Below are 22,537 nucleotides of genomic sequence, written 5' to 3' on the forward strand. Positions count from 1 at the left end.
TCGATCGCTACCCAAAACGCTTCCGGCGCTACCGCCCTGCCCATACCGGCTACCTCTCACACGAGGCCTGTTGCGTCGACCGATTGAGGCTGCCCGGGGAAGAAACTTCTTCCCCTACTTTTGTCGGTCAGCTCTCCCGCAGATACTCCAACTGCGCCTTGACCGACATCCGTGCGGCCGGCCACAGCTTCTTGTCGACGTCGCGGTACACCTTGCGGACCACCTTCATCGGTTTCGCCTTCTTGGCCGAGACGTCCATGTCCTCGAGGGCCGCGACGATCTGATCGATCCGCTCCTCGCGATGCGCCTTGTAGAACCGGGCGACCGGGCCGAGGTCCGGGTGATCGGGTCCGTGTGCGGGTAGCAGCGTCGCACCGTCGCCTTCGACGATGAGCCGGTTGAGCGAGTTCATGTAATCCCGCAGCGTGCCGTCCCGGGGGTCGAGAACGGTGGTGCCGCTGCCCAGGATGGTGTCGCCGGTGATCACGGCACGCTCATCGTCGTGCTCGACGAGGAAGCTGACCGAGTCGCCGGTGTGGCCGGGCGTGTGCAGCACGGTGATCTTCAGGCCCGCGGCCTCGATCACCTCGCGGTCGCGCAGCGGATCGGCGTCGCGGGTGTGCTTGCGTGACAACGCCCGTGTCGGCGCACCGGTCCGCTTGTGCAGGCGGTCGATTCCGCCGACGTGGTCGAAATGGCGGTGCGTGATCAGCGTGAGCGCCACCCCGGGCAGCTCCGCGAGATCCTTCGCGTGCCCCTTGTGCTTCGGCGGACCCGGATCGACGACGACGCATTCGTCACTTCCCGGCGCTCGCAACACCCAGGTGTTGGTGCCGTCGAGCTCCATCATCCCGGGGTTGTCGCACAGGATCACCGACGCGAACGGGGTGACCTCGCGCAATGTCCCGTACGCGGGGTGGGCGGGCTGTTCCGAACCGTCAGTGGTCGTCATCACCCCACAGTAGTTCGGGGCGATCAAACGGCAGCCGGGCGGGAGGGGTGACAAAATCACCCAAACTCTATAGACTATTTTCCATAGACCGCCCAGTCGCCTAAGGAACCGCCATGATCACCCTGTCTGCCGAGGAACAAGCCATCGTCAAGACCGTCCGAGACTTCGTCGACAAGCAGGTCCGGCCCGTCGCCCGCGATCTCGAGCATGCCAACACCTACCCCGAAGACCTCATCGAAACGATGAAGGCGATGGGGATCTACGGCCTGGCCATCCCGGAGCCCTACGGGTTCGCCGAGGTCTCGATGCCCTGCTACGTGCAAGTGACCGAGGAACTCGCGCGCGGGTGGATGAGTCTGGCCGGCGCGATGGGTGGTCACACCGTGGTGTCCAAGCTGATCCTGCGCTTCGGCACCGAAGAGCAGAAGGGGAAGTATCTGCCGCGCATGGCCACCGGCGAACTGCGCGCGACGATGGCACTCACCGAACCCGGCGGCGGTTCGGACCTGCAGGCAATGCGCACCTCCGCGGTGGCCGACGACGACGGGTACGTCATCAACGGCTCCAAGACGTGGATCTCCAACGCGCGCAAGGCCGGACTGGTCGCGCTGCTGTGCAAGACCGACCCGACGGCGCAGCCCGCCCACACGGGTGTCTCCATCCTGCTCGTGGAGAAGGTGCCCGGATTCGAAGTGTCCAAGGATCTTCCGAAGCTCGGCTACAAGGGTGTGGAAAGTTGCGAGCTGAACTTCGTCGACGCCCGGGTGCCCGCCGACGCCCTGCTCGGCGGGGTCGAGGGCAAGGGCTTCGCGCAGATGATGAAGGGCCTCGAGGTCGGCCGGCTGCAGGTCGCCGCACGCGCAACCGGCGTCGCACGAGCCGCCTTCGACGACGCACTGCAATACGCCCAAGACCGTGAGAGCTTCGGCGTCCCGATCTGGAAGCACCAGTCGGTGGGCAACATGCTCGCCAACATGGGCACCAAACTCTATGCGGCACGCAGTCTTCTGCTCGACGCGGCCGAGCGTTTCGACACCGGCGCACGCGTCGACATGGAAGCCGGCATGGCGAAGCTGTTCGCGTCGGAGACGGCGATGGAGATCGCGCTCGACGCGGTCCGCATTCACGGCGGCTACGGATACTCCACCGAGTACGACGTCGAGCGGTACTTCCGGGATGCGCCGCTGATGATCGTCGGCGAGGGCACCAACGAGATCCAGCAGGGTGTGATCGCCAAGCAACTCGTCAAGCGCGGCGGAATCGACCTCTGAAGTGCTTCCGCTACACGGAATCACCGTTCTCTCACTGGAACACGCGGTCGCCGCGCCATTCGCGACCCGACAGCTCGCCGATCTCGGCGCACGCGTGATCAAGGTCGAACGCACCGGATCCGGCGACTTCGCCCGCCAGTACGACGAATCGGTGAACGGCCTCGCGAGCTACTTCGTGTGGCTCAACCGGTCCAAGGAATCGATCGCGCTCGATGTGAAGTCCGAGGCCGGACAAGCGCTTCTGCACGAGCTCGCCGCCCAGGCCGATGTCATCGTGCAGAATCTCGGTCCCGGCGCCGCCAAGCGGCTGGGTCTCGGTGCCGAGGAGATCCGAGCGCAGGACCCGAGAAAGATCGTCCTGTCCATCACCGGCTGGGGTTCGACCGGCCCGTGGGCCGACCGCAAGGCCTACGACCTGCTCGTCCAGTGCGAGACCGGTCTCGTCTCCCTGACCGGCACCCCGGACGAGGTGGCCAAGGCCGGGGTCTCGGTCGCCGACATCGCGGCCGGCATGTACGGCTTCTCCAGCGTTCTCGCCGCCCTGTTCCACCGTGAACGCACCGGCGACGGCGCGACACTCGAGGTCTCCCTCTTCGAAGCCCTCGCCGAATGGATCGGCCAGCCCATGCATTTCACCGCCGGGTCCGGGCGCCAGCCCGGCCGCTTCGGCGCCCAGCACGCCACCATCGCCCCGTACGGACCGTTTACCGCGGCCGACGATCACGTCGTTCTCCTCGCCATCCAGAACGAACCGGAATGGCAGCGGCTGTGCACCATCGTCTTCGACGATGCCGACCTGGCGCTAGACCCGCGATTCACCTCCAATTCGCTGCGCGTCGCCAACCGAGATGCACTTAATCATGTTGTAGCTAACCACTTCTCGGATCTGAGTACCGACACCCTCGCCGAGCGGCTGACCACCGCACGCATCGCCTTTGCCGGAGTCAACACAGTGGAAGAATTCATCGCCCACCCGGTTCTGGAAGGGCGCGACCGGTGGCGCAACGTCAGCACCGAATCGGGAAAGGTCCGCGCACTCCTGCCCCCGATCAGCATCGGATCCGACGAGGCTCGCATGGATCCCGTTCCCGCACTGGGTGAACACAGTGTCGCGCTGGCCCACGAACTCGGCGTCGAGGATGCGACGATCCAGCGACTTCTCGCCGATGGCGTCCTTCAGAGTCCCGACCCGACAGCGAAAGGCCAATGACCATGAGCGATACCACGACCGCCGACGAGGCGACCCTGAGTTCCCACATCACCGAGTGGACCCCCGGACCCGTGGTCGAGCACGACGTCCTGGACCCGGCGCAAGCACAGCGACTGGCGGCGACACTCGGTACCGAGGACGCGTTCGGTTCGGGGAGCGAACTTCCCATGCCCTGGCACTGGATCTACTTCTCGCAGTGGCCGCCCACCGATGCCCTCGGCGCAGATGGGCACCCCCGAGACGGTCATTTTCTGCCGCCGATCCCCCACCGCCGGCGGATGTTCGCGGGCTCGCGCATGTCCGTGACCACGCCGTTGCGTCTCGACGTGCCGACGGAGAAGCACTCGAGTCTCGCGTCGGTCAAGGAGAAGCACGGCCGCTCGGGTGCAATGCTTTTCGTCACCGTGCGCAGCGAGTACCGGCAGGACGGGGCGACGGCGCTCATCGAGGAACAAGATCTCGTCTACCGCAGCGACAACTCCACGGCCCGCCCCGTGGAACGCCTCGTCGAAGATCTGACACCCAGCGGGACCGTGTGGAGCGCGGAGCCGACTCCGACTGCACCGCTGCTGTTCCGGTACTCCGCCCTGACCTCGAACGCCCATCGGATTCACTACGACCTCCCCTACACCACCGACGTCGAGGGCTACCCCGACCTCGTCGTCCACGGTCCGCTCCTTGCCAACTACATGGCCGATCTCGCTCGCCTACACGCCGATGGAAAGACGATGAGCTCCTTCGACTTCCGTCTGAAGCGACCTCTGTTTCTTGGTGATCGTTTCCGCGTCGAGGGCAATCCGTCCGACGGCAATACCGTTGCCGTGCGGGTTGTCTCGGGAGCCGAAACAGTCCATGCCGAGGGCACGGTGACGCTGTCATGACCTTGGCCATCGCCGACGCACGCAGCTTCCTGTTCGTGCCCGGTAACCGACCCGAACGCTTCGACAAGGCGGCCGCTGCCGGAGCCGACGTCGTCGTCATCGACCTCGAGGACGCGGTGTCGCCGGCCGACAAGGAAGCCGCCCGCGAGCATGCTGCAGCGTGGCTGGCCGCCGGGAACGAGGCAGTGGTGCGCATCAATGCTTCCGATACCGACTGGCACACAGACGATGTGGCCATGATCATCGAGCGGGGCGCTGCCGTCATGCCCGCCAAGGCGTCCGATCCCGCCCGGCTCGCCTCGATCGCCACGCAATCGAAGGCGCCGGTCATCCCGTTGATCGAAACGGCGCGCGGAGTCCTTGCGGCGCAGGAGATCAGCGCGGTGGACAGAGTGGTCCGGGTCGCCGTCGGGGCGATCGACCTCGCCGCCGAGTTGTCGGTATCGCCCGACGACCGCGCGGCCCTGCTCGCCGCCCGTTCTGCGCTCGTCCTCGCAGCGGCCGCCGCCGGGATCGCCGCGCCGATCGACGGCGTCACCACCGCACTGCGTGATCCGTCGGTCCTCATCGACGACGTGACCTACGCCCGCCGCATCGGTCTCACCGGCAAGCTGTGCATTCATCCGGCGCAGATCAATGACGTCCATCGGGCGTGTGCGCCGCCCGAGGCCGACGTGGCCTGGGCCCGTGCGGTTCTCGACGCCGACGACGGTTCGGGCTCGGCTGTTGCCCTGGACGGTCACATGATCGATGCACCCGTGCTGACGCGGGCCCGACGTATACTGGCCCTCGCGGACCGGGGCTGAACCGATGGGATTGCTCGCCGGCATGTGTGCCATGGAGTACCACCAGATCACGCGGACCGCCGACCGCACGCGGCTCGCGGTTCAGGTCCGGGGCACCGGGCCCGCTCTGTTGATGCTCCCCGGGCAGGCGAACAATCACCACTGGTGGGATCGCATTCGTGCCGACTTCGCCGAGCATCACACCACCATCACCTTCGACTACCGTGGAACGGGCGGAAGCGATCTCGGCGCCGCGCCGTACACCACCCAACTCTTCGCCGACGACGCTCTCGCCGTACTCGACTCACTCGACATCGACCGATTCGACGCCTACGGCACATCGATGGGTGGCCGCACCGCGCAGTGGGTCGCCGCCCGCGCCCAGCGCCGCGTCGGACGTCTCGTCCTCGGCTGCACGACACCGGGTGGAACCCATGCGGTGGAACGCGATCAGGCAGTGCGCCGAGCCCTCGCGTCGGCCAATGCGACCGCGTTCATGACCGACCTCATGTACACGCCGGAATGGCAGGAACTCAACCCCGGACCGTATGCCACACTGGGAGATCCACGCATCACGCCCGAGGCGCGGCGTCGGCATCTGGCGGCCAGCAACGGGCACGACGCCTGGGCCGTCCTCCCCGACATCGCTGCGCCGACGTTCATCCTGCACGGCTCGGACGATCGCTTCGCGCCCGTGGTCAATGCCGAGATTCTCGCCGGCCGCATCCCGAAGGCGAACACGCGGATCTTCGACGGCGCGCGACACGCATACTTCGACGAATGCCATCCCGAAGCAGGACCGGCCGTTCTCGACTTCCTGGCCCGCTGAGCCCGAGGCCGCTACTCCTCCACCGCCGCACGAGAATCGGCGAGCAGATCACCCGCGTTGCGAATGTGGCGGGCCATCGCTGCCCGAGCTCCGTCCGCATCTCCCGCGCGCAGGCTGTCGAGTATCGCCCGGTGATCGTGCGCCGACGCCTGCGGCCAGCCCTCCACCGATGCGAAGAACTTGCGCGGCGCATAGCCCAGCGATCCCTTGATCATCCACGACAGCTTCGGTGATCCAGCCGCGGCATAGATTCGTCGGTGGAAATCGTGGTTCAGCCGTTCCACACCGTCGAAATCCTCTGCATCCGCCGCAGATTCGATGTCTCGCTGAATATCTGCCAGCTCGTCCACCGCGGCCGACGACATCGAGCGCGCAGCACGCGCGGCGAGTTCACCGGCCAGCAACGATTGCGCCACAAAGACATCCCGAATGTCGTCGCTGCTCAGCGGCGTGACCACAAATCCGCGGCGGGGTTCCGTACGCAGAAATCCCTCGGACAACAGCGTCAGCATGCCCTCGCGGGCCGGTGTCGCCGAGATCCCCAGGTCCTCGGCGACCACCTCGGGCCGGACGAAGTCACCGGAACGCAGTCCACCCGACACGATGAGTTCGCGGACATGTTCTGCCGCCTCGTCACTCAGTCGCGGACGGCGTCGAACAGACCGACGGGGTTCGGGTGCTGCCATACAAACAATATAGTCTATTTTTCTTCTGGATCGATAACAGTTCCCGAGAGCTCGCTCTGCAGCGACTTCAGCAGGGCGGCACCTTGAGTGACGACGCCGGTCATGACCTCGTTGTAACCCTCCGCGCCGTTGTACACGGTGAGATTCGAACTGGACAGTCCCTTCGCCACTTCACCGACCAGTGCGGGTAACTGCTCGATGAGTTGCTGGTCGAGGGCGATGCGGTTGTTCTTGGCCGCCGCCGCCGACGAGATCTCCACAGCCTTCGCGTCGGCCTCGGCGATGATCTGGGTGCGCTTGGCCTCCGCTTCGGCCGGCTTCACGACCTCCGAGATCAGCTGCTGCTCACGCAGATCCGCCTGCGCCTGGGCGAGCAGGGACTGCTCGCGGACGATCTCCTGGTTCACCCGCGCCTCGGCGAGCGGACCCGCCTGCGACGCCTCGGCATTGGCCTTGTCGGTCTCACCCTTGATCGACGCGCGTTTGATCGCCGTCTCGCGCTCGTAGTCGGCCTGGTTGCGCAGGGATTCCTGCTGCGCCTTCGACGCCTCCTGATCGGCGCGAGCACGCTCGACGGCCGCCTCACGCTGCACCTTGGCGATGTTCGGCGCCGCGAGCGCGCTGATGTAGCCGGAGTCCATGTCGTCGATGGACTGGATCTGGAACGAGTCCACCACGAGCCCGATCGAACCCATCTCCCGCTTCGACGCCTCGAGCACCTGACGGGCCAGGGTGTCACGTTCGCGGATGATCTGCTCGACGGTCATCGACCCGACGATCGACCGGAGATGGCCCGAAAAGATCTGTCCGGTGAGCTGATTCATCTCGTTCTCCTGCTCGGAGATGAAACGCTGGCCGGCGTTGACGATGGACGCCACGTCGCTGCCCACCTTGTGCGCGATCACGGCACGCACGTCGAGTTGGATGCCCTGGGTGGTCACGCACACCTCGCGGATCTGCGCCTCGTGCATCGCCATCGACAGATACCGCACCTTGCGGAAGAACGGCATCACCCACTTGCCATGGCCCACAACGACATCGAATGGAATGCCGCCGTCCTTGGACTTCTTGCCCGAGATCACCATCGCCTCGTCGGGCTCGGGAACGTTATAACCCAGCATGTACTTCTCCCCACGTCCAACAGCCCACTGCGGCCAATCGGGATCACTCTATTCCACGGTGAACGCTGCAGCGTCGCGGTGTCATTCGGTCAGTGGGGCAGGCTCACCCACGGCTCGACCACGACGATCCGTCCGGCCTCCACGTCCACCACGAGCACCGGGACGTCCTCGGTGATGGATTCCGATGCGCGAGCGAGGAATCGCTCGGTGCCGGCTGCCATCGTGAGTTCGACCTCGCCGAGCACGTCCGGACCCCCGATGGCCAGCGTGACGACACCGGTTCGGCCGATCAGCTCGGATGCCACCTGCCCAGACCCCCATCCATCGGTCGGCTCACTCGTGTGATGAGACGACCTTAACCCGAGCACCCGCCGCATCCACGACGACGTAGATCGCAGTCACCACCGCGATCACACCCGCGCCCAACACGAGCGTGGGGTAACCGAACGCGCCGACCACGACACCCGCCAGCGCGCCGGCCACCGCACCGCCCAGACTCATGGTGGTGTCGGCAACGCCTTGTGCCGGCGGACGAACCGCGACGTCGACGCTGTCGGTCAGCAGCGTCGAGGCGGCGACGGTCGACGCCGACCATCCCAGGCCCAGAATGACCAGCGCCACAACCAGACCGGTCTGCGAATGCGCGAACACGAACCCGAGGACACAACTGGCGACCAGCAGTCCTTGCCCCAGCAGGATGATCGGCACCCGCCCCACCCGGTCGGCGAGCATTCCCATCACCGGCGCGAGCACGTACATGCCTGCGACGTGGGCAGAGATCGAGAATCCGACGATGGTCAGGCTTGCTCCGCCGTGGTGCATGTGCACCGGCGTCAGCGCCATCACCGCCACCATCACCGCGTGGGCCGACACCACCGCCCCGACCGCGGCCCGGGCCGCGGGCGTACGGCGGATCACCGCGAATCCCTCGCCCAGCGACGGGCGCACCGGCATCGCCGACGACCCGCCGAGCACGTGCAGGGGGTCGGGCCGCAGACCCGCCCACAGCACGGTCGCCGCTGCTGCGCTGCCGATCGCACCGAGGACGAACGGACCCGCCAGATCGGCCAGACCCAACCAGCCCGCCAGCCGCTCACCCGCGGGAACCAACGCAGGACCGGCCACCGCACCGACCATCGTCATCCACACCACCAGCGAGAGGTCACGACCACGGGTCTGCGGCGACGACAGATCGGTCGCCGCGAACCGCGCCTGCAAGCCCACCGCGGTACCTGCTCCGACGCCGACCATGCCGACCAGCATCAACGCAAACCATCCGAGGTCCACCGCGGTGGCCACCACCGCCGCACCGAGAGCCGCAATCAGGAGTCCGGTGCTCAGGGCAGGCCGCCGGCCACGACGCGAGGCGAAGGCCGCCAGCGGCAATCCGGCCGCCGCCGCGCCGAGCGTGAGCACGGTCGTCGGCAGGCCGGCCAGCGATTCCGACCCCGACAACTCCTCGCCCAGGATCGCGCCGAGCGCCAGCGACGCACCCATCGACAGGCCACCCAGGATCTGTGCGGCACAGAGGAGTACGACGGTTCGTCGGGCGATGGCCCGAATGTCGTCGTAAACGGCCGGCTGCTTCATGTGTGCATCAACAATGGTCTCATCGGTCACCCACCCAGAATCGGATGTTGCACACGACGGGGCCAGTGGCATTCATGCCCATATACCCTTGATTCATGCCAGCGCCTGTACCGCACCGCGTCGTCGTCCTGATCACCGAGGGACTCGTCCTCATGGACATGGCCGCGCCCGTGCAGTTGTTCGGCCACGTCGGCCCGCCCCGCTACGAATTGAGCACCTGCACCGAGCATCCCGGCCTCGTGCCCACCTGCGCCGGCGTCTCCGTGCACACCGAACACGGACTCGAGGCCCTCGAGAACGCCGACACCATCGTCATCCCCGGCTACCACGACGCCGCGCGTCGAACACCGTCGCGCGCGGTGACCGACGCCTTGCGCTCGGCACATCGACGTGGGGTGCGGATCGCGTCGATCTGCGTCGGCGCCTTCACTCTCGCCGAAGCGGGACTGCTCGACGGCCGGCCCGCCACCACCCACTGGCTCGACGCCGCGGCACTGGCCGCCCGATACCCGACGATCAGCGTCGACCCCGCGGTTCTCTACGTCGACGACGGTGACATCCTCACCAGCGCGGGCCTCGCCGCCGGCATCGACCTGTGCCTGCACCTCGTGGAACTCGACCACGGCGCCGACGTCGCGCGCGACTTCGCCCGACGCACCGTCGTGGCCTTCCATCGCCCCGGCGGTCAGGCGCAGTTCATGCCGCCCGCGGACAGCATGCACGACGCCGCGGTCGCCGAAATCGAGCATCAGGCAACGTTTTCCACCGCAGATCCGCTCACCGAGACCACCCGCTGGGCGGTGGGCAACCTCGGACGTTCGCTCGGTAACGCCGAACTCGCGACCCACGCCGGAATGTCGTTGCGCACGTTCAACCGTCGCTTCACCGACACCTACGGCATGAGCCCCGGCCAGTGGCTCACCGGACAGCGAATCCGGGTTGCCGCACAGCTTCTCGAACGCACCGACCTGTCCGTCGACCAGGTCGCGAGCGCGGTCGGGCTGGGCACCGAGAGCCTGCGCGTCCAGTTCCGCAATCGAATGTCGTTGTCGCCCAGCGCTTATCGGAGCAACTTCCGGGTCACCACGCCGTGAGGGGTCCCAGGCGCGTTCCTCGGGAGCACCGCGCTCTCAGGCAACCTCGACGATCAGTTCCACCTCGACCGAGGCGCCGAGCGGCAGTTCCGTCACCCCGACCGCCGAGCGCGCGTGCACACCGGCCTCGCCGAAGATCTCGCCGAGCACGTCCGACGCGCCGTTGATCACCTGCGGCTGATCGCAGAACCCGGGCGAGGAGGCCACGAAGCCGACGACCTTGACGACGCGCACCACCGAGTCGATGCCGACCAGGGCGTTGACCGCGGCCAGCGCGTTGATCGCACAGATCCGGGCGGCGGCGCGCGCCTGCTCGGGCTTCACGACACCTTCAGCGCCGTGCGACACCTTGCCGCGCACACTCAGCTCACCGTCGACCATCGGCAGCTGTCCCGAGGTATAGACGAGATTGCCGGTGCGAACGGCCGGCGTGTAGCTCGCCAGCGGGGCCACAGCCGCAGGCAGGGTGAGGCCGAGTTCGGCGAGTCGTTCGGTCCAGGTCGCCACGGATCAGCCCTTCGGGCGCTTCAGATATGCGACGTGCTGCTCGCCGGTCGGGCCGGGCAGCACCGACACCAATTCCCAACCGTCGGAGCCCCACTGGTCGAGGATTTGCTTGGTGGCGTGGGTCAGCAGCGGCACGGTCACGTACTCCCAGGCGGTCACTTCACTCATGGACCCACCCTAACCGGTCCACACGTGTGGTTAAGGTGTTGCCGTGGCCATTGGAAAAGGTGCAGCATCCGGGGCGGGCCAGGCGTCCGACTCCGTCGTGTCCCCTCCCCCGAAGAACGACGCTGAGCTCGACAGCCTCGCCGCCGACAGTTCCTTCGCCGGCAACGAGTGGCCGTCGGCCGCCAACCGCGCCCGGCTGCACTTCGTGTCGGGCAAGGGTGGCACCGGCAAGACGACCGTCGCGGCCGCACTTGCGCTGGCTCTCGCCGCCGACGGCAAGCGGGTTCTGCTGGTCGAATGCGAGGGGCGCCAGGGGATCGCGCAGCTCTTCGACCTCCCGCCGCTGCCTCCCACCGACACCCGGATCGCGACTGCCGAGGGTGGCGGCGAGGTGTCGGCACTGGCCATCGACATCGAGCACGCGCTGTTGGAATACCTCGACATGTTCTACAACCTCGGATTCGCCGGCCGCGCGATGAAGCGGATCGGCGCCATCGACTTCGTCACCACCGTTGCTCCGGGCCTACGAGACGTCCTGCTCACCGGCAAGATCAAGGAACGGATCATCCACACCGACAAGAAGGGCAATCGGGTGTACGACGCCGTGGTCGTCGACGCGCCGCCCACGGGTCGGATCGGGAACTTCCTCGACGTGACCAAGGCGATGGCCGATCTCGCCAAGACCGGACCGATCCGCAATCAGAGCGACGGTGTGGTGCGGCTCCTGCATTCGGAAGAGACCATCGTTCACCTCGTCACCCTGCTGGAGGCGATGCCGATCCAGGAGACCGTCGAGGCGGTCGAGGAGTTGCGCGGCAAGAACCTCAACATCGGCAGCCTGATCATCAACCGGGTGAGCCCGGCGCATCTGCCGATCTCCGAGGTCGACCAGATCGCCGAGGGCGAGGTGGACTCCGAACGCATCCGTCAGGGTCTCGCCGACGCCGGACTCCCGGTGTCCGACGCCGACTTCTCGGGTCTGCTCACCGAGACCATCGAGCACGCCATCCGGCTGCAGGCCCAGCAGGTGGCCAAGGCGCAGCTCGACGAGGTGGAGTTGCCGACCCTCGAATTGCCGAGTCTCGGGGACCGCGGCATCGACCTCGGTTCGATCTACGAGTTGGCCAACCTTCTGCAGAAAGCGGGTGCGTGATGCCACTCGACCTCAAGATGGGCGCGATCCTCACCGACCCGGAGACCCGGGTCGTGATCTGCTGCGGCGCCGGTGGTGTCGGCAAGACCACCACCGCCGCGGCCATGGCGATGTACGCGGCCGAGCAGGGCCGGACGGTCGCGGTGCTGACCATCGACCCGGCACGCAGGCTCGCCCAGTCGCTCGGGATGTCGGAGCTGACCAACGATCCGCAGCCCGTCGACATAGACGGCGCCAAGGGCACCCTCGACGCGATGATGCTCGACATGCGCCGCACCTTCGACGAGATGGTCCTCGAGTACTCCACGCCCGACCGCGCCGCGGCGATCATGGAGAACTCCTTCTATCAGACGATGGCGTCGTCGTTCTCCGGGACGCAGGAGTACATGGCGATGGAGAAGCTCGGCAAGTTGATCGAGCAGGATCACTGGGACCTCATCGTCGTCGACACCCCGCCGTCGCGAAACGCGCTGGACTTCCTCGACGCCCCGCAGCGGATGAGTTCGTTCCTCTCCGGGCGTCTGATGAAGGTGCTGGTCGGCGGCGGACGCGGAGTCGGACGCATGGTCACCGGCGCGATGAGCCTGGCGATGCGCGGCGTGTCCACGATCATCGGCGGCGACATGCTGCGCGACGTGGCCACGTTTGTTCAGTCACTCGACTCGATGTTCGGCGGCTTCCAGGACCGGGCCGCCAAGACCTATGCACTGCTCAAGCAGCCCGGCACCCAGTTCGCGGTGGTCGCGGCCGCCGAGGCCGACGCCCTGCGCGAGGCCGCCTTCTTCGTCGACCGGTTGTCTGAGGAGAAGATGCCGTTGGCCGGCCTGATCCTCAACCGCACGCATCCGAACCTGACGTCCATCTCGGAGGAGTCGGCCCACGTCGCGCTGGATTCCGTCACCGACGAACTGACTCGCGGAGTGCTGCAGATCCACGCCGATCGCGCCGCGACCGGCAAGCGCGAACTGCATCTGCTCCAACGCTTCACGGCGTCGCACCCGCGGGTGCCACTCGTCGGGGTGCCATCGCTGCCGTTCGAGGTCGCCGACGCCGTGGCCCTGCGCGCAGTCGCCGAGCAGATCACCGGACGCGGCTGAACCCGACAGCAGTTCAGACCGCGTCGGCGGTCTGGCGTCGTTTCTGTGCGGCGAAGAACGCCGACCACGAGGTCACCTCGGGATGCTGGCGCAGCAGCGCACGGCGCTGACGTTCGGTCATGCCACCCCAGACGCCGAATTCGACGCGATTGTCGAGGGCGTCGGCGCCGCATTCGAGCTGGACCGGACAGTGACGGCAGATCGTTGCGGCCTTGCGTTGCGCGGCTCCCCGAACGAAAAGTTCATCGGGGTCTCCCCCTCTGCAGCGGGCTTGCGCCACCCAGGTCAAGCGTTCTTCTCCGGTGGAAACTGCCGCTGTCGCCATCCGCCGACCCCTGTCTGTCGTTGTCCAGAACACTCAGAGAATGCAGACCGTCAATCGCGCTGCTCAGACCACTATTCGATGCGATTGTTAGGTGAGTCACATTCTGCACTCAATCTAGGGATCTGTGCATGGGTGCGCAACCCCTGGGCGAAAGAAAATGGCACATACGTGCAAGCCACGATTGTTTTCGCAGGTCGCGCCGTGAGCTCACCTCTCTAAGGCGATCGATGGGCGTGCTGCGGCAATGTCTCAGAAATCACACGTACTCTGTCGTGTGTGATCTCGAAGAAGCTGTGGTCGCTCGTATGGGCGTGCCTTCTCTCCGGCGTGCTCGTCGCCGGTCTTCTGTACCCCGTGGCGAGCAGTGTCGGCGTCATGTCCAACCGCGCCGCGGCCGCCGTGGAGAACGTCTCGTCGGAGTTGCTCAACGGGACGCTGCCCGAGGTGACCACCATGACCGACGTCACCGGCAAACCGATCGCGGTGCTCTACGACCAGTACCGCTACCAGGTCGGCTACAACGACATCTCGCCCGACATGATCCGCGCGATCATCTCCATCGAGGACCGACGCTTCCTCGAGCACGACGGCGTCGACTGGAAGGGCACCATCCGCGCCGCGCTGAAGAACTCGTCGTCGGGTGAGGTGCAGCAGGGCGCGTCGACCCTCGACCAGCAGTACATCAAGAACTTCCAGCTACTCGTGCTCGCGCGCACCGAGGCCGAACGTCAGACGGCCATCGAGACCACACCGGCGCGCAAGCTGCGCGAGGTGCGCATGGCTCTCACGATGGAGCAGTCGCTGATCGATCAGGCCAAGCGCGACAAAGGACTCGACGACGCTGCGGCCAAGCAGGAGGCCAAGAAGCAGATCGTCACGCGTTACCTCAACGTCGTCCCGTTCGGCAACAACGCCTACGGCATCGAGGCCGCCGCGCAGACGTACTTCGGCATCCCCGCCAAGGACCTCAACCTGCAGCAGGCCGCGTTGCTCGCCGGCATGGTGCAGTCGAGTTCGGCACTGAACCCCTACACCAATCCCGACGCCGCAATGGAACGTCGAAACACCGTGCTGGACACCATGATCCAGAACTTCCCGGAACGCTCCGCGGAACTCGCCGCGGCCAAGGCGTCCCCGCTGGGAGTCCTGCGACGCCCCCGGACTCCGTCGCAAGGGTGCATCGCGGCGGGCAACAACGGCTTCTTCTGCGATTACGCCATGCAGTTCCTCGCCGAGAACGGGCTGTCCCGGGATTCGGTGATGCGCGGGGGTTACATCATCCGGACCACCCTCGATCCGGAGATCCAGCGATCCACCACCCGCGCGGTGAAGACGCAGGCCAGCCCCGACGCAGACGGCGTCGCCGACGTGATGAGCACGATACGGCCGGGTAAGCGTTCCCACGACGTGCTGTCGATGGCGTCGAGCCGCGACTACGGACTCAATCTCCGGGCCGGTCAGACAGTCCAGCCACAACCCTTCTCGATGGTCGGCGACGGCGCCGGCTCGGTCTTCAAGATCTTCACCGTCGCCGCGGCGATGGAGAAGGGGCTCGGTGCCGGCTCCAACATCCAGGTTCCGGGGTCGATCGCCGTCTACGGCATGGGCAACAGCGGCGGCAGCTATGGCTGCCCGGTCAACGCCTACTGCGTGAAGAACGACGGCAAGTACCCGGCGTCGATGTCGGTCACGCAGGCTCTCGCACAGTCGCCGAACACCGCGTTCGTGAAGCTGCTGCAGGAGGTCGGGGTCAAGCCCGCCGTCGACATGGCGGTGCGCCTGGGTCTGCGTTCGTACACCATTCCGGGGTCGTCGGGCTTCGGCGAGAAGAGCATGGCGCAGTACGTCAAGGATGGGAACTTCGGTTCCTTCACGCTCGGACCGCTGCCGCTGAACGCGCTCGAACTGTCCAACGTCGCCGCGACGCTGGCGTCGGGCGGCACCTGGTGCCCGCCTAATCCGATCAAGTCGATCAGCAAGATCAAACGCGACCAGTACGGCAACCCGGTGATGGGCCCCAACGGCCAGCCGGCGCTCACCGCGGTCCCGTTCACCACGCCTGCTTGCGAGCAGGTGGTGGAGCCGGGTCTGGCCAACACCCTCGCCAACGCGATGAGCCAGGACGACCGCGGCGGCACGTCGGCCGCGGCCGCCGGCACCATCGGCTGGACACTGCCGAGTTCCGGTAAGACCGGCACCACCGAAGCGCACCGCAGTTCGGCGTTCGTCGGGTTCACCAACCAGATCGCCGGTGCCGCCTACGTCTACAGCGACGGCCCCAACCCGCAGGGGGTGTGCACCAGCCCGCTGCGCTCCTGCTACGACGGCAACGTCTACGGCGGTTACGAACCCGCACGCACCTGGTATCAGGCGATGCTCCCGGTCGCGACCAAGTTCGGTCCCGTCCGGCTGCCACCGAATGATTCCGCCTATGTCAACGGCACGAGTCGAGGCCGCATCCCGCAGGTCAGCGGGCTCACCGCGAGCGCGGCGACCTCGCGACTGCAGGCGGCCGGGTTCAAGGTCAACCAGCTCGACGTCGACAGCTCCCGTCCGCAGGGCACCGTGGTGTTCACCGCACCGTCGGACTCGGCGATGCCCGGAAGCGTGATCACCATCTATGTGAGCAACGGACGACGCGGAGCCGGCGACAACAACGGCCCCACCGAGACCACCGTTCAGGTGCCCGGCGTCGGACCCGTGGTGATCCAGCTCCCCGGCTGATCTCACAGCCATAACCTGGCGGCGTCATCAAGAGCGGCTGCGTATCCTGAGCAGATGGCCCAACTCGACAGCCGCGTGGACGCACTCCGGTCCGCGCTCCATCCGAAAGCCTCCGGCCGTGTTCTGGCCGCGGGTGCGGGTCTCGCGGCGGCGGGCCTGTTCTACTCGACGGTGATCGAGCGCAACGCGTTCACGCTGCGTCACACCACGCTCTCCGTCCTGGAACCGGGCGCCACACCGCTGCGTGTGCTGCACATCAGTGACCTGCACATGATGCCCAACCAGCGCCTCAAGCAGGCGTGGGTGTCGGAGCTGGAGTCTCTTGAACCCGACCTGGTGGTCAACACCGGCGACAACCTCGCCCACCCGCAGGCCGTCCCCGCGGTGATCCAGTCGCTCGGCGGTCTGCTGTCCCGGCCGGGTCTGTTCGTGTTCGGCTCCAACGACTACTTCGGGCCGCGCGCGAAGAACCCGTTCAAGTACTTCAAGAAGGATCATCAGCGCACCCACGGCGATCCACTGCCCTGGCAGGATCTGCGCGCCGCGTTCACCGAGCGCGGATGGCTCGATGCCACCCACACCGTGCGCGAGCTCGAGGTCGGCGGCGTGCGCGTCGTGGCGGCCGGTGTCGACGACCCGCACATCGAACGCGACCGCTACGAGACCATCGAAGGGCGCCCCAACCCGCTCGCCCACCTGCGACTCGGCCTCACCCACTCACCCGAACCCCGCGTGCTCGACCGGTTCGCCGCCGACGGGTACGACCTGGTGATGGCGGGTCACACGCATGGTGGACAGCTGTGCCTGCCGTTCTTCGGTGCGCTGGTCACCAACTGCAACCTCGACCGGTCGCGGGTGAAGGGGCCGTCGAACTGGGGTGCCGGCATGAAGCTGCACGTCAGCGCGGGTCTGGGCACGTCGCCGTACGCGCCGGCGCGGTTCTGCTGCCGGCCCGAGGCGAGCCTGCTCACGCTGACCCCGGTGTCCCACGGCGACGCCGAGTACGACGCCGACCATTCCCTTCCGCAGCTGGCCACCGAGACCACCTGATCCCGGCATGTCTCCCAAGTGAGCGCCGCCGACGTCCGCGTCCTGGCCTTCGACACCTTCGGCACCGTCACCGACTGGTTCAGCGGTATCTCCGACGCGGTCCGCAACGCCGTGCCTGACGTCGACGCCGCCGAGTTCGCCCGCGAATGGCGTCGGCGCTACGCCCCGATCCTGGCTCGCGTCGAATCCGGCGAGCTACCGTGGCGCGGCCTCGACGACCTGCAGCGGGAGACCCTCGCCGACGTCACGCGCGCCTTCGGCATCAGCCTCGACGACACAGGGGCCGAGTACCTCCTCGGCGCCTGGCGCACCATTCCCGGCTGGCCCGACTCCGCCCCCGGACTCCAGCGGCTCAAGAGTGGATACACCGTTTGCGCACTCAGCAACGGCAGTGTCGCGCTGTTGACGGCCATGGCCAAACACAACGGCTTCGGATGGGACTTCATCGGCGGCTCCGACCTCTGGCATCACTACAAACCGGCCCGCGAAGTCTATTGCGGGCTGGTCGAACTCATGGAGTGCTCGCCGGCCGAAGTGATGATGGTGGCCACCCATCAGCACGACCTCGACGCCGCCCGCTCCCACGGCCTCCGCTCCGCATTCATCGAACGACCCGACGAATGGGGTGGCGCACCCAAGGACGATTCCGGCTCACCGCACAACGACTTTCACGCCTCGAGCCTGCTCGATCTCGCCGATCAGCTCGGTGTGTGAAGCTCTCTACGCTCATCTATCGAAAAAATCCGCGGATCATTCACCGTGGCGGCCGGCCCCGTCCGCAAAGCGTGTCGCACCCGATACCGCCCCGGCGGCAAGGGATTCCAGGCCGTGGGCGAATTCGTTGCGCATGGCGTCGGCCGTGTCGAAGCCACCCTGCTCCAGCATCGACATCCGGTCGTGCCGGAGGCAGGTCTGCGGCAGGGTGGCCAGCTCATGCGCCAATTGCACCGCCCGATCCAGCGATTCTCCGTGTGGAACAACACGATTCACCAGACCAAAGCTCATCGCCTCGCCGGCCGACACCGCACGCCCGGTGAGGACCAGATCCATGGCGCGGCTGTGACCGATGAGTCGCGGCAACCGCACCGTCCCACCGTCGATCAGTGGCACGCCCCAGCGTCGACAGAAGACGCCCAGTACGGCGTCGTCGTCGGCGACGCGCAAGTCGGCCCAGCAGGCGAGTTCCAGTCCACCGGCCACGGCATGGCCGGAGATCGCGGCAATCACCGGCTTGGACAATCGCATTCGCGAGACCCCCATCGGCGCGTCGCCTTCCGGGTCGACGCGGTTCGGATCACCCGCCGCGATCGCTTTCAGATCGGCTCCCGCGCAGAACGTCCCGCCCTCGCCGTAGAGCACCGCGACAGATTGGCCGGGGTCAGCGTCGAACGCACGGAACGCGTCGGCGAGATCGTGCGCGGTCCGACGATCGACGGCGTTGCGGACCTCTGGGCGATTGATCCCGACGATGGTCACCTCGCCGTCGGTGCGGACGACGACCGGCGAACGCCCGCTACTCGCCGCCACAGCCGGCCGCCTTCACCTCGGCCATCGTCAGGAGCACCGTGACCCGACTCTGGTCGAGCTCGTCGGTGTCGGCGTCGTGGTCGTCGAGCGCGAACTGCCTGAGATTTGCCAGGTTCACCACGTAGGCCTTGCTGTCTCCGCCGGTCAGCAGCGTGAGCGGACTGCGGTCAGAGATCACCTCCCGAACGAACGCCACCACCTCCGGCAGCGATTCGGTGAACAAAATCTGGATCTCGAGCTCGTCTGATGTGAGTAGAGTTGCCATGTGGCCATCGTCACACACCCGCGCGCGGGCAATACGCAAGATGATGGGACCCGACGCACCGCTACGTTTCCGGGTATCGCGACGTCGCGGCTCTGCCCGGCATATCCACACCCACATCCGAACGCCAACGGTCCTGATCACCGCCGCGGAGAGGCCAAATTCCCGTGACATCCAGCAGTTCTGTCGACCCACTCGATTCGCCGTTGGTCGGAGACCACCATCTCTACGTCGGCGACCACCATCTCTATATCGACGGCCGCTGGCGCGCAGCCGGAGATGGCGGCACCCGGGACATCATCAACCCCGCGACCGGATCGGTGTTCGCCGTCGTCGACGAAGCCACACCCGCCGACGCCACGGACGCAATCGCCGCCGCCCGCGCGGCCTTCGACGCCGGCGAATGGCCGGCCACCCCGGTCGCCGAACGCGCCGATCTCCTCCGCCGCATCGCCGACCTGCTCGCCCGGGACAAGGCCGAACTCGCACGCATCGAGACCCTCGACACAGGAAAGACCCTGGCGGAGAGCGAGATCGACATCGACGACGTGATCTCCGTGTTCCGCTACTACGCGAGTCTGGCCGAAACGGAACCCGATCGGCTCGTCGACGTCGGGGTCGCGGGCGTCATCAGCCGGGTGGTCCACGAGCCGATCGGCGTCTGCGTCCTGATCGCCCCCTGGAACTACCCGCTGCTTCAGATCTCCTGGAAGATCGCGCCGGCACTGGTCGCCGGATGCACCATGATCGCCAAGCCCAGCGAGGTCACGCCGCTGAGCACCATCGCCTTCGTCAGGTTGTGCGAGGAGGCGGGCGTGCCACCCGGCGTACTCAATCTCGTCCAGGGAGCCGGCTCGCGTCTCGGCACCGCACTGACCGACACCGACGACGTCGACTTCATCTCGTTCACCGGCGGATTGTCGACCGGCCGGATCATCTCGGAGACCGCGGCCAAGCATGTCACCAAGGTCGCGGTGGAACTCGGCGGCAAGAATCCGCACATCGTGTTCGCCGACGCCGACTGGGACTCCTCCGTCGAACAGGTCCTGGCCGGCGTCTTCCTGCACTCCGGCCAGGTCTGCTCGTCGGGCACACGGCTGATCGTGGACAGTGCGATCGCCGACCGCTTCGTCGACGCCCTGGTGGAGCGGGCCGGGCAGATCCGCATGGGCGACGGCCTGGACCCCGCATCGAAGACCGGTCCGCTCGTGTCGCAGGCGCAACTGGACAAGATGAACAGCTACGTCGCAACCGCAACCGAGGAGGGCGCTGTCTTACGTTGTGGCGGTGGACCTCCCGAGCGCGATGACCTCGACCCCGGCGGATACTGGTTCGCGCCCACCATCTTCGACCGCTGCGACCGGTCGATGGCGATCGTGCGCGACGAGACCTTCGGTCCCATCCTCACCGTCGAGCGCTTCGACACCGCAGCGGAGGCCCTCGCGCTCGGCAACGACACCGACTACGGTCTCGCCGCGGGAGTTCGGACATCCGACGACGCGGTCGGCGAACACATGGTCCGCGGCCTTCGACACGGCACCGTGTGGCTCAACGACTTCGGCTATTACACCCCTGCCGCCGAATGGGGAGGATTCGGCAAGTCCGGCAACGGACGGGAGCTCGGACCCACCGGGCTGGCCGAATATCAAGAAACCAAACATATCTGGCACAACACCGCGCCGTCGGCGTCGCAGTGGTTCACCCCCGAGAAGGACGACTGATAAGCACAGATCCCGCACCACTGTCCGCCGGCGACGCGGACGAATCCCACGGCCTCTCCGACTTCGGCTACAAGGAGTCCCTCGACCGGAGCATCGGGAAGTTCGCCAGCTTCGCCGCCGGAGTCAGCTACATCTCTATTCTGACCGGGACGTTCCAGCTCTTCTGGTTCGGTTTCGGGACTGCCGGGCCCGCGTATCTGTGGTCGTGGCCGATGGTGTTCGTCGGACAGCTCTGTGTCGCACTGTGTTTCATGGAACTCGCCGCCAAGTACCCGGTGGCCGGGTCGGTGTACAACTGGGCCAAACGCCTCGGCAGCCAGATCGTGGGCTGGTCGGCCGGTTGGCTGATGTTCACCGCGTCGGTCGTCACGCTCTCCGCCGTCGTCCTTGCCCTGCAACTCAACCTGCCCCGACTCTGGAGCGGCTTCCAGTTCTACGGGAGTGCGGACAACACCACCGACGCCGCGGTCAACGCGGTGATCCTCGGCGCCATCATGATCGCCTTCACCACCACCATCAATGCGTGGAGTGTCAAACTGATGGCCCTGATCAACTCGGTGGGAGTGTTCGTCGAACTCATCGCCGCCGTCCTCATCGCCATCATCTTGGCCTGCAACATCACCCGCGGTCCGCAGGTCTTCTTCTCCACCAACGGTTACGGCGCGGGCGAGAGCGGCGGCTACCTGGGCGCCTTCCTCGTTGCCTCCCTTGCGTCGGGCTATGTCATGTACGGATTCGACACGGCCAGTTCGCTGGGCGAGGAGACCGTGGAACCGCGACGCACCGCACCCAAGGCCATCCTGCGGGCCATTCTTGCGTCCTTCGTGATCGGCGGTGCGATCCTGGTGTTCGCGATCATGGCCGCCCCCAACCTCGACGATCCGCAACTCGGCGAATCCTCCGGTAGCTTGCAGTACATCGTGGAGTCCGTGATGTGGGGCCCGATGGGCGACATCTTCCTGGTGGCGATCGTCGTCGCGGTGACCGTGTGTTCGCTCGCCGTGCACACCGCCGCCATCCGGCTGATGTTCGCCATGGCCCGCGACAACGCCCTGCCCTTCGGCGAGAAACTCGCCAGGGTGCATCCCATTCGTCAGACCCCGGTCATCCCGTCGCTCGTCATCGGGATCGTCGCCGTGCTCATCCTGGTCATCAACATCAACCAGCCCAACATCTTCACGGTGCTCACCTCGATCGCCATCATCATGATCTATCTGGCCTACCTGCTGGTGACGGGTCCGATGCTGGTGAAGCGTTTCCGTGGTGAGTGGCCACCGAAGGATCTGGCCCCGGGCGGGTATTTCACGATGGGCCGCTGGGGCATCGTGATCAACATCGCCGCCGTGGTGTGGGGCGTCGGGATGTCCCTCAACCTCGCCTGGCCGCGCGAGGCGGTGTACGGCACCCCCTGGTACAACACGTGGGGCGCCTTCGTCTACATCGGCATCATCTTCGGTGCCGGGTTCATCTGGTACCTCGTCAAGGGCCGTCGCCACATCGGCGTTCTCGCCTCACATTCCAGCGCGTCGGTGGCCGATCGGATCGGCGGCGGACTGTGGATCCGTCGATGATCTGCACCAGCGT

The 22,537-nt window shown here is 66.5% G+C and carries 23 protein-coding genes; 13 read left to right on the forward strand and 10 right to left on the reverse strand.

Annotated features, from left to right (window positions below; all coding sequences use genetic code 11):
- Positions 1-127: 127 nt before the first annotated feature.
- On the reverse strand, positions 128-952 hold the full coding sequence (locus ACWDTF_RS08675; protein ID WP_240856192.1) for an MBL fold metallo-hydrolase: 825 nt from the start codon (positions 950-952) through the stop codon (positions 128-130).
- A 113-nt stretch (positions 953-1,065) separates the two neighbouring features.
- Here ACWDTF_RS08675 and ACWDTF_RS08680 point away from each other — a divergent pair, with 113 nt between their 5' ends.
- The 5 genes from ACWDTF_RS08680 to ACWDTF_RS08700 are packed head-to-tail and all read left to right on the forward strand — an operon-like array spanning position 1,066 to position 5,928.
- On the forward strand, positions 1,066-2,223 hold the full coding sequence (locus tag ACWDTF_RS08680; protein ID WP_240856193.1) for an acyl-CoA dehydrogenase family protein: 1,158 nt from the start codon (positions 1,066-1,068) through the stop codon (positions 2,221-2,223).
- Between the two features lies 1 nt (position 2,224).
- Entirely contained in the window at positions 2,225-3,433 is a 1,209-nt protein-coding gene (locus tag ACWDTF_RS08685) for a CaiB/BaiF CoA transferase family protein (RefSeq protein WP_240856194.1), read from the forward strand.
- A 2-nt stretch (positions 3,434-3,435) separates the two neighbouring features.
- Entirely contained in the window at positions 3,436-4,314 is an 879-nt protein-coding gene (locus ACWDTF_RS08690) for a hypothetical protein (protein ID WP_433257652.1), read from the forward strand.
- Positions 4,311-5,120, forward strand: coding sequence for an HpcH/HpaI aldolase/citrate lyase family protein (locus ACWDTF_RS08695; protein WP_240856196.1), 810 nt, complete (start codon positions 4,311-4,313; stop codon positions 5,118-5,120). The genes ACWDTF_RS08690 and ACWDTF_RS08695 overlap by 4 nt, the downstream gene beginning before the upstream one ends.
- A 4-nt stretch (positions 5,121-5,124) precedes the next feature.
- Positions 5,125-5,928, forward strand: a complete 804-nt coding sequence (locus tag ACWDTF_RS08700) for an alpha/beta fold hydrolase (RefSeq protein WP_355277351.1) — start codon at positions 5,125-5,127, stop codon at positions 5,926-5,928.
- An 11-nt stretch (positions 5,929-5,939) separates the two neighbouring features.
- On the opposite strand, the gene ACWDTF_RS08705 is transcribed toward ACWDTF_RS08700, so the two are convergent.
- From ACWDTF_RS08705 to ACWDTF_RS08720, 4 genes are all read right to left on the reverse strand, one after another.
- Positions 5,940-6,614 (reverse strand): GntR family transcriptional regulator, encoded by a 675-nt coding sequence (locus tag ACWDTF_RS08705; protein ID WP_240856198.1) that lies wholly within the window; start codon positions 6,612-6,614, stop codon positions 5,940-5,942.
- A gap of 14 nt (positions 6,615-6,628) precedes the next feature.
- A complete protein-coding gene (locus tag ACWDTF_RS08710) occupies positions 6,629-7,735 on the reverse strand; it encodes a flotillin family protein (protein ID WP_240856199.1) in 1,107 nt (368 codons plus the stop codon).
- 89 nt (positions 7,736-7,824) lie between these two features.
- Positions 7,825-8,040 (reverse strand): hypothetical protein, encoded by a 216-nt coding sequence (locus tag ACWDTF_RS08715; protein ID WP_240856200.1) that lies wholly within the window; start codon positions 8,038-8,040, stop codon positions 7,825-7,827.
- Between the two features lie 28 nt (positions 8,041-8,068).
- On the reverse strand, positions 8,069-9,325 hold the full coding sequence (locus tag ACWDTF_RS08720; protein ID WP_240856316.1) for an MFS transporter: 1,257 nt from the start codon (positions 9,323-9,325) through the stop codon (positions 8,069-8,071).
- A 95-nt stretch (positions 9,326-9,420) separates the two neighbouring features.
- Here ACWDTF_RS08720 and ACWDTF_RS08725 point away from each other — a divergent pair, with 95 nt between their 5' ends.
- Positions 9,421-10,419, forward strand: coding sequence for a GlxA family transcriptional regulator (locus tag ACWDTF_RS08725; RefSeq protein WP_240856201.1), 999 nt, complete (start codon positions 9,421-9,423; stop codon positions 10,417-10,419).
- Between the two features lie 36 nt (positions 10,420-10,455).
- Here the strand turns inward: ACWDTF_RS08725 and ACWDTF_RS08730 are convergent, their stop codons facing one another.
- Both ACWDTF_RS08730 and ACWDTF_RS08735 read right to left on the reverse strand, forming a co-directional pair.
- Entirely contained in the window at positions 10,456-10,926 is a 471-nt protein-coding gene (locus tag ACWDTF_RS08730; protein ID WP_240856202.1) for a RidA family protein, read from the reverse strand.
- A 3-nt stretch (positions 10,927-10,929) separates the two neighbouring features.
- Positions 10,930-11,094 carry a DUF4177 domain-containing protein gene (locus ACWDTF_RS08735; RefSeq protein ID WP_007619014.1) on the reverse strand — a complete coding sequence of 55 codons (165 nt, stop codon included), beginning with the start codon at positions 11,092-11,094 and terminating at the stop codon, positions 10,930-10,932.
- Between the two features lie 43 nt (positions 11,095-11,137).
- Here ACWDTF_RS08735 and ACWDTF_RS08740 point away from each other — a divergent pair, with 43 nt between their 5' ends.
- Together ACWDTF_RS08740 and ACWDTF_RS08745 are read left to right on the forward strand one after the other, a co-directional pair.
- A complete protein-coding gene (locus ACWDTF_RS08740; RefSeq protein ID WP_240856203.1) occupies positions 11,138-12,247 on the forward strand; it encodes an ArsA family ATPase in 1,110 nt (369 codons plus the stop codon).
- Entirely contained in the window at positions 12,247-13,344 is a 1,098-nt protein-coding gene (locus ACWDTF_RS08745) for an ArsA family ATPase (protein ID WP_240856204.1), read from the forward strand. Before ACWDTF_RS08740 ends, ACWDTF_RS08745 begins: the two co-directional genes overlap by 1 nt.
- Before the next feature lie 13 nt (positions 13,345-13,357).
- Here the strand turns inward: ACWDTF_RS08745 and ACWDTF_RS08750 are convergent, their stop codons facing one another.
- The gene (locus tag ACWDTF_RS08750) at positions 13,358-13,669 is read right to left on the reverse strand and encodes a WhiB family transcriptional regulator (RefSeq protein ID WP_240856205.1); all 312 of its coding nucleotides are present in this window, start codon (positions 13,667-13,669) and stop codon (positions 13,358-13,360) included.
- Between the two features lie 279 nt (positions 13,670-13,948).
- On the opposite strand from ACWDTF_RS08750, the gene ACWDTF_RS08755 reads away from it, so the two are divergent.
- From ACWDTF_RS08755 to ACWDTF_RS08765, 3 genes are read left to right on the forward strand one after another with little or no spacing between them, the layout of a single operon-like run.
- The gene (locus ACWDTF_RS08755; RefSeq protein ID WP_355277391.1) at positions 13,949-16,393 is read left to right on the forward strand and encodes a penicillin-binding protein; all 2,445 of its coding nucleotides are present in this window, start codon (positions 13,949-13,951) and stop codon (positions 16,391-16,393) included.
- A gap of 54 nt (positions 16,394-16,447) precedes the next feature.
- Entirely contained in the window at positions 16,448-17,443 is a 996-nt protein-coding gene (locus tag ACWDTF_RS08760; protein ID WP_355277357.1) for a metallophosphoesterase, read from the forward strand.
- 18 nt (positions 17,444-17,461) lie between these two features.
- Positions 17,462-18,157 (forward strand): haloacid dehalogenase type II, encoded by a 696-nt coding sequence (locus ACWDTF_RS08765; protein ID WP_240856207.1) that lies wholly within the window; start codon positions 17,462-17,464, stop codon positions 18,155-18,157.
- A gap of 36 nt (positions 18,158-18,193) precedes the next feature.
- Here ACWDTF_RS08765 and ACWDTF_RS08770 read toward each other — a convergent pair whose 3' ends face one another.
- A complete protein-coding gene (locus tag ACWDTF_RS08770; protein WP_355277360.1) occupies positions 18,194-18,970 on the reverse strand; it encodes a crotonase/enoyl-CoA hydratase family protein in 777 nt (258 codons plus the stop codon).
- Positions 18,957-19,235, reverse strand: a complete 279-nt coding sequence (locus tag ACWDTF_RS08775; RefSeq protein ID WP_240856209.1) for a hypothetical protein — start codon at positions 19,233-19,235, stop codon at positions 18,957-18,959. The genes ACWDTF_RS08770 and ACWDTF_RS08775 overlap by 14 nt, the downstream gene beginning before the upstream one ends.
- Positions 19,236-19,438: 203 nt before the next feature.
- Here ACWDTF_RS08775 and ACWDTF_RS08780 point away from each other — a divergent pair, with 203 nt between their 5' ends.
- Positions 19,439-20,953 carry an aldehyde dehydrogenase family protein gene (locus tag ACWDTF_RS08780; RefSeq protein ID WP_449754309.1) on the forward strand — a complete coding sequence of 505 codons (1,515 nt, stop codon included), beginning with the start codon at positions 19,439-19,441 and terminating at the stop codon, positions 20,951-20,953.
- 20 nt (positions 20,954-20,973) lie between these two features.
- Positions 20,974-22,524 carry an APC family permease gene (locus ACWDTF_RS08785; RefSeq protein WP_449754310.1) on the forward strand — a complete coding sequence of 517 codons (1,551 nt, stop codon included), beginning with the start codon at positions 20,974-20,976 and terminating at the stop codon, positions 22,522-22,524.
- Positions 22,525-22,537 lie beyond the last annotated feature (13 nt).

The organism is Gordonia sp. NPDC003422, from assembly GCF_053588675.1.